General features: G+C 49.7%; 7 protein-coding genes and 1 other RNA gene. 3 read left to right on the top strand and 5 right to left on the bottom strand.

The genetic code is table 11. The features are described 5' to 3' along the window. Positions 1-465, bottom strand: coding sequence for a division/cell wall cluster transcriptional repressor MraZ (gene mraZ, locus MJX74_RS18645; protein ID WP_068233371.1), 465 nt, complete (start codon positions 463-465; stop codon positions 1-3). A gap of 378 nt (positions 466-843) precedes the next feature. Here mraZ and MJX74_RS18640 point away from each other — a divergent pair, with 378 nt between their 5' ends. After that, the gene (locus MJX74_RS18640) at positions 844-1,689 is read left to right on the top strand and encodes a MurR/RpiR family transcriptional regulator (protein ID WP_240224516.1); all 846 of its coding nucleotides are present in this window, start codon (positions 844-846) and stop codon (positions 1,687-1,689) included. A 5-nt stretch (positions 1,690-1,694) separates the two neighbouring features. Here the strand turns inward: MJX74_RS18640 and MJX74_RS18635 are convergent, their stop codons facing one another. Together MJX74_RS18635 and MJX74_RS18630 are read right to left on the bottom strand one after the other, a co-directional pair. Further along, on the bottom strand, positions 1,695-2,789 hold the full coding sequence (locus MJX74_RS18635) for a dipeptide epimerase (protein WP_240224515.1): 1,095 nt from the start codon (positions 2,787-2,789) through the stop codon (positions 1,695-1,697). Positions 2,790-2,800: 11 nt separating this feature from the next. Then, positions 2,801-4,177: an NlpC/P60 family protein gene (locus tag MJX74_RS18630; protein WP_240224514.1), complete on the bottom strand. Its 1,377-nt coding sequence runs from the start codon at positions 4,175-4,177 to the stop codon at positions 2,801-2,803. A 257-nt stretch (positions 4,178-4,434) separates the two neighbouring features. Between MJX74_RS18630 and MJX74_RS18625 the strand changes: the two genes are divergently transcribed. Further along, the gene (locus MJX74_RS18625) at positions 4,435-7,473 is read left to right on the top strand and encodes a TonB-dependent receptor (RefSeq protein ID WP_240224513.1); all 3,039 of its coding nucleotides are present in this window, start codon (positions 4,435-4,437) and stop codon (positions 7,471-7,473) included. 105 nt (positions 7,474-7,578) lie between these two features. Here the strand turns inward: MJX74_RS18625 and rnpB are convergent. Then, an RNA gene (rnpB, locus tag MJX74_RS18620) (RNase P RNA component class A) lies at positions 7,579-7,947 on the bottom strand. Between the two features lie 20 nt (positions 7,948-7,967). Then, on the bottom strand, positions 7,968-8,819 hold the full coding sequence (gene rsmI / locus MJX74_RS18615; protein WP_240224512.1) for a 16S rRNA (cytidine(1402)-2'-O)-methyltransferase: 852 nt from the start codon (positions 8,817-8,819) through the stop codon (positions 7,968-7,970). An 86-nt stretch (positions 8,820-8,905) separates the two neighbouring features. Here rsmI and MJX74_RS18610 point away from each other — a divergent pair, with 86 nt between their 5' ends. Then, positions 8,906-10,738 (top strand): penicillin-binding protein activator, encoded by a 1,833-nt coding sequence (locus tag MJX74_RS18610; protein ID WP_240224511.1) that lies wholly within the window; start codon positions 8,906-8,908, stop codon positions 10,736-10,738. Positions 10,739-10,742: the final 4 nt, after the last annotated feature.

Genomic DNA, 10,742 nt, shown 5'->3' with positions numbered 1-10,742 from the left:
TTACAGTGCAAAGTCCTGTAATCGCTCTGACAGTTCAACATCACCGGCCTGAGCCTGCTCTAATGCAATATCTGCAGCAAGCCGCTCATGCCAGGCTGTTTCATCCCAGATTTCAAATTTATTTAACTGGCCAACCAAACGAATACCCTTGGTCAGGCCCGCGTGTTGCCGTAAAGGAGCAGGCAATAAAATACGGCCACTTTTGTCCATATCACAATCAGTGGCATTACCCAGCAATACGCGCTGTAAGCGGCGTTCTTGCGGGTTTAAGCTGGACAGGCGTTTGAGTTTTTCTTCTATTTCTTCCCACTCTGCCAGCGGGTACAACAATAAGCAGGGGTCGTGCAGGTCAATGGTGCATATCAGATGGCCCTGACAGTCAGACAGCAGAAATTCGCGGTAGCGTGCGGGTAGCGCTAACCGGCCTTTCTCGTCCAGTGTCAACGTAAATGAGCCACGAAACATTAAGCTTCCTGAGTATGTTATTTAACAGCTTTGGCTTGGGGGTAACCCAATTTGATCCACTATTACCCACAAATCCCCACAACGACACAGTTTAGGGTGCCGCTTTCCCCCTTGTCAAGGTAAAAACAGTGCCGATTGATCGATTGCAACCACAGTAAAAATAAGCTCTGTAGCAAAGATGATGATTTTGGTGGAAAAAAGTGGGGTGCAGATCAAGCTGCACGATCAAAACAGTGTAAACGTGGCCCTGCCGATATTGTGTTAGTGCTTTTTGCAACAGTGACTTGCCAAGTCAGAATAAATTATTCAATACTGAAGCTAAGTATTAATAACAAATTCCCGCTCAATGCAGCAGCCGGCAAAAAGGAAGATCGTACTATGGTGTGTTTACTGAAAATTCGCGGCATGCTGGAGCAAATGTCAGTGATTGAACGTAAGCTGGCAGATTTTATTTTAGACAACGCGCATTTGCTGCGCGACTACTCCTCGCAACAATTGGCCGATGCCGTGGGGATCAGCCAGTCGAGCGTGGTAAAGTTTTGCCAGAAACTGGGCTACAAAGGTTACCCGGATTTAAAGCTGGCGGTAAGTGAAGCCGTTATTACAGCATCGACCCTGCAGCGTGATACCAATGAACATCAGCCTCAGCCTAATACATTGCTAACACTGGTAGAACAATTGCAGTTTAGCCTGCAGCATCATTTTCGCGCCTTACTGGAAATTAACGCCGAAAAAACCTTGCTGGATGTAGCCGACTTGCTGTCGCAGGCGGATAAAATTCTGATCGCGGGTTTTGGCCAGTCCGGCATCGTAGCCCATGATATGCAGTACCGTTTACTACAACTGGGTAAGCTGGCACTGACCAACAGTGATCCGGCCGTTGCATTGCAGCTAACCAGTATGCTTAGCACCAACAGTGTGTTGCTGCTGGTGTCAGAGTCTGGCCAGAATAACGATTTGCTGAAACTGGCCAAATTTGCCCGCCAGCGGCAAATTCGTATTATCAGCCTTACCAGTTATAAAACCAATGCGCTGAGCCTGGCGGCAGATTTGGCGCTGTTTGTGCTGCATGGTGATGAAAATGTGCGGCTTAACCCGATATTGGTGCAACTGGCACAGCAGCACCTGTGCCATATTGTTTACTTATTGCTGTGCCAGCAGCTGAATAATGATTACCAGCTGGAAGAAAACAGCAAGCTGCCGGATCTGTTGGAAAACCTATAACAGCCTTATGGCAGCATTTCCAGCCCATCTATAGCGGTAATGCCAAGTCCCGGTGCATCTTCAATGGTGATATCGGCATCGTTAAACTTCACACTGCTTTTTACCGGGTCAAACAAGCACAGCGACGGCCCGTCCAGATCAATTTTGGTAATAACATCTGATTTTGCTACCGCCACATGCACTGCAGCTGCAACGCTGATACTGCCTTCGAGCATACAACCTATCATGCACTGCATATCGTAAAACGAGCAGATATCGGCAATTTTAATAGCATTGGCAATACCGCCGGTTTTCATCAGCTTAATATTAATAATGTCGGCAGCACGCATCTTAATAAGGTCAATTACCTCTCGCGGGCCAAAACTACTTTCGTCGGCCATTACCGGCGTATGCACACGTTCAGTAATATATTTAAGCCCTTCGAGGTCATAGGCTTTTACCGGCTGCTCTACCAACTCCAGTCGCACACCGGCCTCTTCAAGTTTATGCAGCGCATATACCGCCTCTTTTGCTGTCCAGCCCTGGTTTGCATCGAGCCGGATTAACGCCTTACCTTCCACCGCAGCATATATAGCTTTAACACGCTCAATGTCGACACCAATATCTTTGCCCACTTTTACTTTCAGCGTTTCAAAACCACGGTCAATCGCGCTTAACGAGTCCGCCACCATTTTGTCTATGTAATCCACGCTGATGGTGATATCGGTGGTTATTTTAGGCACGCCGCCGCCAAGTATTTTATATAGCGGTGCTTTATATAACTGCGCAAACAAGTCATACACTGCCATTTCTACCGCCGCCTTGGCGCTGTAATTTTTCATAATACAGTTTTGAATAAGGCGGACAATATGGTTTAAATCAGCCACTTCCTGCCCAACAATTTTAGGCTTAATCACCGAGCGGATAGCTTCAATGATAGAGCCATGAATATCGCCGGTAATCACCGCGGTGGCGGGTGCTGAGCCGTAACCAATGTGGCCGGTGTCAGTTTCCACCATCACCACCACATCTTCGATGGTATTTACGGTGCGCAGTGCAGTTTTAAACGGGGTTTTCAGAGGCACACGTAACATACCCAGTCTGATATCAGTTATTTTCATAGTTGCCTCTGTTAACGCAGTGATTTAATAGCATAGAGCGCATCCAGATAAGATTGCTCCGGATTGGCATTTAATGGCAATAAGGGCGTAACCACTACACCGTTCAGGGTACCGACATAAAGCCCATCATTGGTTGTCGGATACACCAGTGTGTTTACATCGTGGATCATAAAAGGCTGCTCATCCTGCATGCCCAGATACAGTGATACATGGCCGGGGAAATAGAATAAATCGCCAACCTGTGCCTGCTTTATTGCAGTTAGCTTGTCCTCTTTACTGCTTTGGCTGTCAAACCGGATATTGCTGCCATAAGTTCCGCTGCCCTGCTGGCCGGAATTACGTGGCATCAAAAAGCCAAAGCTGCGAAAAATTTCTGAAATAAAGCCGGTGCAGTCCCTGCCATTGTAATCATGGCCCCAGCCGTAGCGCTCACCTAAAAATTTAAACGCCTGTGCCACAATATTATTGGCTGTAAACGGCAAATACCCCTGATGTACATCCTCGGAGCGTGGAATAAGCGCAGCCGTAAAGGCCAGGCCGCCATCTGCCCGGCGCAGCGGTAACTGCACGATATAGCTCGCCGCCGGGTTCTGTCCATGCACTTTAAAGCCGGTTTCAGCGGCGCTAAGTTGTGGCAAACGGATGCCCATATCCAGCTGCAATTCAGAAATAGCGTCTACATCAGGGTTATATGCAGTGCGCACCTTAGCCCCGGTCGTTACCAGAAAAGGTGCCTTAGCGGTGTAGGCAAATACCTGCTCTTTGCTGCCAATAGCAATATCAGCGGCTTTAACCCAGCCGGTATAATTAAAACTGCGTACCAGTAGCCATGTTTTATCGCGGCTCTGATGCAACACCGCCACGGCATCGGCCACAAACAATGCGGTTTCAGCAAAGCGATCAAGGTCGGTATTTAACTGCGCGTTAAAAATCCGGTCATCAGTAGGAAAAGCCCGCAGCGCGGTGCGTTTAACCACCAAACCAAACTGCACTGCAGTTTGTGGTTTAATCTGCTTTTGCGCCAGCAAAGCTGTGTAGCCTTGCCACTGCTCTGGCGTTACCTCACTGCCATCTGCATAAAAGCGTGGCGCTTCAGGTGCGCTACTGGCAGCCTGTAACATAGCCGTCAGCTCATTTTTACTGTAATGCGCGGGCAGGTTTTGCAACAGCTGCATTTCGCTCTGCTGGTTAAACGTTTGCTGGTTACGCCCGGCTATTTGCTCAGTACTTAACAACAGTTTGTCGGCACCGGTGAGTTTCGTCTGCCAAAAAGTGCTGTTCAGCTGTTCCTGCCGCAGCAATGGCACATCAGTACTAAACTGTTGTTCAGCAAAGGCTGCAACAGTTGCACTGCACCAGCAACACAGCAGCAATAACAGCTTTCTCATTCAGACTCCTTCAAATACGTTGTTTTTCATACTTTTTTCACTCATCAATTGGCATAACCATACTGCCAAGGAATGAAATATTCCAATTATTTTTAAAAATCAGCATAAATTATTTTCAAAAGAAATAAAATATTGCTATGTTAATTTTGAGCAGAAAATAAACATCTGCCAACAAACATCAGAAGCGGGCGATCAGAACCCGAAAAACGGATAGCGATAAAAAATAAGACACAACTGTAAATCCAGGAGAGAAAGTGATGAAGTCAACACAGCATACCCTGGCTAAAAGCCGCTTAGCCTGCGCAACGCAGCGCGCTTTTAGCTCACCGAAAACAGTATCGGCGCTTGTACTTGCTGGCATGTTAGCTTGTGCTCCGGCCTTAGCTCAGCAAGCAGGCGGTATCAGAGGTAAAGTAACGACCGAGCAAACAGGCACTTCAGTTGAAGGCGTTACCGTTGTGGCATCCAGCCCGGTACTGCCCCGCCCGCGTACTGTACAAACCCGTGAAGACGGCAGCTTTAACTTACCGCTGCTGATCCCCGGTCGCTACACACTAACCATTACCGCAGCCGACGGCTCTGTCAGAACCATGGAAGTAGAGGTACTGCTGGACCAAACGTCCAACGTGAACGTGGATTTACAACCACAAACATCTGATATTGAAACTATCCAGATTGTAGGCTCGCCGCTGATGGCGCAATCTACTAATGCAGCGCTGGGAACCTCGCTGGGTGCTGAAGTAGTTAGCTCGTTGCCTATTGGTCAGGATTACCGCGATATGCTGAAAATCGTGCCGGGCGTACAGTATTCTGAAGCTGAGACTCTTGGCCCTGCAGCGGGCGGCTCAGGTGCACATAACAAGTATGGTTTTGATGGTGTAGATGTGTCTATGCCGCTATTTGGTAACCTGGCGTCTGAGCCTTCTACCCACGATATTGAAATGGTATCAATTGAGCGTGGTGGTGCCAAAGCCATCGGTTTTAACCGCTCTGGTGGCTTCTCAATCAACAGTAAATCTAAATCGGGTACCAATGAGTTCAAAGGTAACATCGACTATAAAATTCAGAATAAGAGTTTCTCTGCGACACCGGAAGATGGCGTTATTGAAGACAGAGATAAAACCTGGCTGACCACCAGCCTTAGCGGGCCGTTAATTGAAGACCGGCTGTTTTTTTATGGCTCGTATTACCGGCCAGAGGAAGAAGGCAGCAGCAGAACTACTGCTTATGGAGCTGTAAAACCATATAAAAGCGAACGTGATGAATACTTCGGTAAGTTAACCTGGGCTGCTACTGATGACTTGCTGTTAAACGCCAGCTATCGCGACTCTGACAAAGAAGAAGTTGGTGACAGTATTGGCCAGTTTGAAGCCGATTCGGTATCGCAAGGTGGCACCGCAGCTCAGAAAATATTTACCTTTGATGGCACCTATATATTAGGCGATTACACCACACTTAGCTTTCAGGCCAGTAAGTTTGAACTGAAAACCGGTGGCCGGCCCGATGTTATTCTGGGCCTGGTACCTGAAACAGGAGGCTCACTGGATATCGATAACCTGGAGCAAATGGGTTACATCAGCGTACCTTCACTGTTAGCAGCCGATAACGCGCAGGCAGCCGTGTTTAACCCCGGCGCACAGGTATTAATTGACCGCTACGGTTACGTTGAAGATGGTGTCAGGAAAGGTGGTGGTGGTGTTGGTGCCTATTCGCAATTTAACAACCAGAACTTTTTCCGTGACAGTATAGAGCTGGCACTGGACCATGAAATTATTGGCAATGAACTGGTTCACAGTATCCACATCGGCCTGAAATACAACGAAAGTGAAGAAGAGCTAAGCCGGCTGTCAAACGGCTGGGGGGTTATTACCTATAATGGCGGCAAAGCTGACTTAGCATTAGACAGTACCGTTACCGGCATAAACAGTGGCGATGTGTATTACGTTGCCAGCACTGAGCAAATGAGCTTTTTAAATGAGCAAGGCCAAACGGTATCGCCGATATTCTCATCTATTAAGTCACTGAACCTTGAGATTAACGACACCATTGAACATGGCGATTTTATCTACAACATTGGTGTGCTGATCAGTAAAGATACTTTGTATGGCCAGGGTTTAAGCCCGAACTCTGCCAATGGCTCGGGCTTTGAACTGGCACGCGGCGAAAAGTACAAAATGTACTCTTTTGACTGGAAAGATATGATTCAGCCTAGGCTGGGCGTTACCTGGCGTTATGATGGCGATGACACGGTTTTCGCCAACTATGCCAGCTATAACCCCGAAGCCAGCTCTTTAGCCCGCGCTGCATCATGGGATCGTAATACTCAGGCGTCACTAAGAAGTTACTTTGATGCTGATGGCAACTTCCTGGCGTCTGGCGTAGCCAGTGGTTCATCCGGCAAGTTATTTGCCGACAATATGAAACCGCATCGGATTGACGAAATTACCCTGGGTACTACCAAAGCCATTACTGACAGACTGCAGTTGCGAGGCCATACCCGCTACCGTTACGGCTCGCACTTCTGGGAAGATATGCCTAACAATGGACGTATAGCCGCCTATCCTGCAAGCAGCCAGGCACCTGGCGTACCGGCGCATATCGCCGAGAAAGGTCTGTTTATTCCAGATCTGGCTGAGCGCATGGATGGTATCGGCAACGCATCACCTACCACTTATGTCATCGCTGAAGTAGATGACGGCCAGACTAAATACTGGGAAGTCAGCCTGGAAGCTGAATACTTTGGTGACCGCACTTACCTGAATGCCTCTTATGTCTGGAGCCACTTCTACGGTAACTTCGATCAGGACAATACCACCACCAGCAATGATGCCAATACCTTCTTAGGCTCTTCATTTTATGGCGATGGCTTTGGCCGTTATTCGTGGGATAACCGCTACGGCACCCTGGCAGCAGACAAACCGCATTTATTTAAAGTGTTTGGTTATTACACCACTGACTGGGAAGCCAACGTTGGCGCCTACTTTATTTACCAGTCTGGCGCAGCCTGGGAAGCTTGGGATGGCAGTTACTATGGATCTACCTCCAGTAGCAGCCGTTACGGTGAGCCAGCAGGCAGCCGCCGTGGCCCAAGCCATTGGCAACTTGATTTAAGCTATACGCAAAACTTTACCCTGGCCGATAAATATGTGCTGCGCTTCAGGGCTGATCTGTTTAACGTATTTGACCGTCAAACCGGCTATAACTTTGACCCTGTGGTAACCAATACCACTTTTGGCGAAGCCCGTAGTTTCTACAACCCGCGTAGCCTGCAATTGTCCGTAGGTTTCGATTTCTAAACCCACCGTTCCTGGTGATTTTTCAGCCCGCTTTATGCGGGCTTTTTTCTGCCTGTACGATATAAAAAAACCGCAGCCTGTTACAGCTGCGGTTTTATGGTGTTTGGTGTGAGCAGGCCGTTAAGCCGGGTTCTGTGCTCTGTTGCCAGAGTGACAATCATTCCTCTAGGACTTAAGTCGCCTTAAGCCTCAAGCAATCTACCCGCCCCCAACGCGGGCCGCGCCAAAGGGGGCCTATTTGATCTTGCTCCGGGTGGAGTTTACCGTGCCACGAACTGTTGCCAGCCGCGCGGTGCGCTCTTACCGCACCCTTTCACCCTTACCTGATCCCACTTGCGCGGGCCATCGGCGGTTTGCTCTCTGTTGCACTGGTCGTAGGCTCACGCCCCCCAGGCGTTACCTGGCACCCTGCCCTGTGGAGCCCGGACTTTCCTCCCCCTGCTTGCGCAGGCAGCGATTGTCTTGGCCAACTCACGGCGGCGATTATACCGGTTTTATTCGGTTTCACCAGACAATTGCAATGCCACTTTATATAAAGCGTTTTTCTTGCCACCATGAATTTGTGCCGTTAACGCCGCAGCTTTTTTCAGCGGCAACTCGATTAACAACAGTTTAAGTGTGCCAAGTTCAGCCTCGCTTACTTCACTTTCGGCTTTGGGTGTTGGCGCTATCATTAATACCATTTCACCCTGGCAGCGCTGCGGATCCGCTTCGAGCCAGGCGGTAATTTGCGCTGCGGTGCCATATTCCAGATGCTCAAAGGTTTTAGTCAGCTCTTTGGCCAGTACCAGCTCGCGCTCAGGGCCAAACACAGCAACCACATCCTGTAACGTGTCTTTAATCCGTCTGGCGGTGTCGTAGCAAATAATAGTGCCGACACCGGCCGGAATGTCTGCCAGCTGGTTTTGCCGCTGCTGGCTTTTGGGCAATAAAAAGCCGATAAAATGGAATTTATCCGTTGGTAAGCCAGCGGCGCACAAGGCGGTGATCAGCGCACAAGGGCCGGGAATGGGAATTACCCGCACACCGGCTTCACGGCACTGGCGCACTAAACTGTAACCGGGGTCGCTGATCAGTGGCGTTCCGGCATCTGATACCAATGCCACATGCTCACCGGCCAGGCATTTCTGGATAATACTGGCGGCACGCTGCTTTTCGTTGTGATCATGCAGTGCTATGGTTTTGGCACTGATACCAAGATGCGATAATAAGCGCCCGGTATGGCGCGTGTCTTCTGCTGCTATCCAGTCGGCCTGCTTTAAGGTATCAATAGCACGCTGGCTGATGTCGTCCAGATTGCCTATTGGCGTCGCCACTACATATAAAAAACCGTTATCTTTTGCCATTTGATGATTAATGTACGCTATTTAATTGAGCTTAACCGGTAGTCTCAGTAAGATAAGACCATTGTTTCGCTATGGTACTGTGCATTGTGACTTCCAGCAAATTAAAGCCTTTGTTATTTCTCTGCGCCGCAGGCGTGCTAAGCAGCTGCGCGCAAAGCCCGCAACAGCGCCAGACCGATACCCCGCTACGCAGTGAAGCTGTGGCCGAGGGCGAGGTCAAAACCGGTGTTGCTGCCCGTCAGCTATACCAACTGGCGGCGAATTATCAGGCCGAGCCGCAACATTATCATTTGCTTAAAGCGGCGCGCCAGGCATTGGTTGAGCAGGATTACCTGTTGGCTCTGGCCATTTGTGAAAACCTGAAGCAAAGCCCGTTTCCACTGATCCGCCAGCAAAACCTGCTGCCATTGCTGCAGGCATATATTGCTACCGGCCAGCAGGCAAACCTGAGCAACTTACTGGAAAAAACCGACATAAAAGATGTTGCCCGTGCCGATCAGGCCCAATTTCTCTGGCTCAGCGCAAGCTACCACAGTGAACAACGCCGTTATCTGGCCGCCAGCCGCAGCTTGTTGCAACTGGAACAATACGCCGATATCAGCGCCGACTACCCACAGTACAATGACTTACTCTGGCGGAATCTGAGCGCCCTTAGCGACAGCCAACTGGAAAGCCTGCGGGTAAATGCCCGGCAAAATACACTGGCCTGGCTTAATCTGGCGCAGCTAAGCCGGCGTCATATTGGTGAGCCTGAAGCCTTGCAGCAAGCCTTTACTGACTGGCAGCGCCGCTACAGCAATATGCCGCCATTGCAGCAGCTACCCGAAGCCGTGCAGCAGCTGTTTAGCTTACAACCGTTTCAGCCAGCAAAAATTGCTGTGTTGTTGCCGCTTCAAGGCCAATTCCGCCAGCATGCACAGGCTATTCAGTACGGTATTCTGGCCGCAGCCGGTGCTAACAATGCCGAGTTAGTTTTTATCGACAGCCAACAACCCGCCGCAGCACTGCGTGAGCAGATCAGCGCCTTGCAGGCAGAATTTGTCATCGGGCCTTTATTAAAAGATCAGGTCGACACCATTAGCAACGAAGCCGACTGGCCCTGGCCAACGCTGTTTTTGAATACCCACGACAGCAATAAAACTGATGCTAAAGATAAATTTTATTTCGCCCTTAGTATGGAAGACGAAGCTACGCAGGTGGCCGAACTGTTTCAACAAAAAAGTTACCGCCGCCCGGTAGTGATCAGTGCAGCGAACAACATCGCGGTACGGATGCAGCAGCACTTTAGCCGCCAGTGGCAGCAACTGGGCCACCCGCCGGCAGAAAGCTATCAGTTTAACAGCAAAGAAGATCTGGAAGGGCTGATTGCCAGTTTGCTGGAAACCGACCGCAGCCGTGAGCGCTTAAAACAAATTAATAGCCTGGTGCCGCAAAAACTGGAAACCGAACCACACAGCCGGTTAGATATTGATGCCATCTACCTGATTGCCGATCCGGTGCAAACCCAGTTATTTAAACCCTTTGTCGATGTGTCTGTCAGCCCGACAGCACCACGGCTGCCTATTTATGCCAGTTCGCGCAGCCACAGTACCAGCCTTAGCAGCACAGATTTACGTGATTTAAACGGCCTTACTTTTACCGAAATGCCCTGGATGCTGGGCGAGCAAAGTTCAGTCGAGTTGCGGGCACAATACCAGCAATTGTTTAAAGAACAGGATGAAACTCTGCAGCGCTTGTTCGCCATGGGGTATGATGCCTTCAAACTGGTGGGCAGCCTGCGCCAGCAGCAGCAATTACCGTCTGCGGTGTTTCCTGGCCTGACCGGCCAGCTGCGGCTTAACCCGGATGGCAGCATAGTGCGCCAGTTAAGCTGGGCCAGTTACCGTAATAGCCGGTTATCGGCGGTGCAGGAGCCATGATTAA

This window comes from Rheinheimera hassiensis (assembly GCF_022436675.1).
GTDB lineage: Bacteria > Pseudomonadota > Gammaproteobacteria > Enterobacterales > Alteromonadaceae > Alishewanella > Alishewanella hassiensis.
Note: the sequence above shows the minus strand (reverse complement) of the source record. Positions and strands in the feature narration are given on the sequence as shown.

Bases quoted from the DNA above. Each gene is read 5' to 3' on its own strand.
- mraZ (WP_068233371.1), bottom strand. From the start codon at position 465: ATGTTTCGTGGCTCATTTACGTTGACACTGGACGAGAAAGGCCGGTTA.
- MJX74_RS18640 (WP_240224516.1), top strand. From the start codon at position 844: ATGGTGTGTTTACTGAAAATTCGCGGCATGCTGGAGCAAATGTCAGTG.
- MJX74_RS18635 (WP_240224515.1), bottom strand. From the start codon at position 2,789: ATGAAAATAACTGATATCAGACTGGGTATGTTACGTGTGCCTCTGAAA.
- MJX74_RS18630 (WP_240224514.1), bottom strand. From the start codon at position 4,177: ATGAGAAAGCTGTTATTGCTGCTGTGTTGCTGGTGCAGTGCAACTGTT.
- MJX74_RS18625 (WP_240224513.1), top strand. From the start codon at position 4,435: ATGAAGTCAACACAGCATACCCTGGCTAAAAGCCGCTTAGCCTGCGCA.
- rsmI (WP_240224512.1), bottom strand. From the start codon at position 8,819: ATGGCAAAAGATAACGGTTTTTTATATGTAGTGGCGACGCCAATAGGC.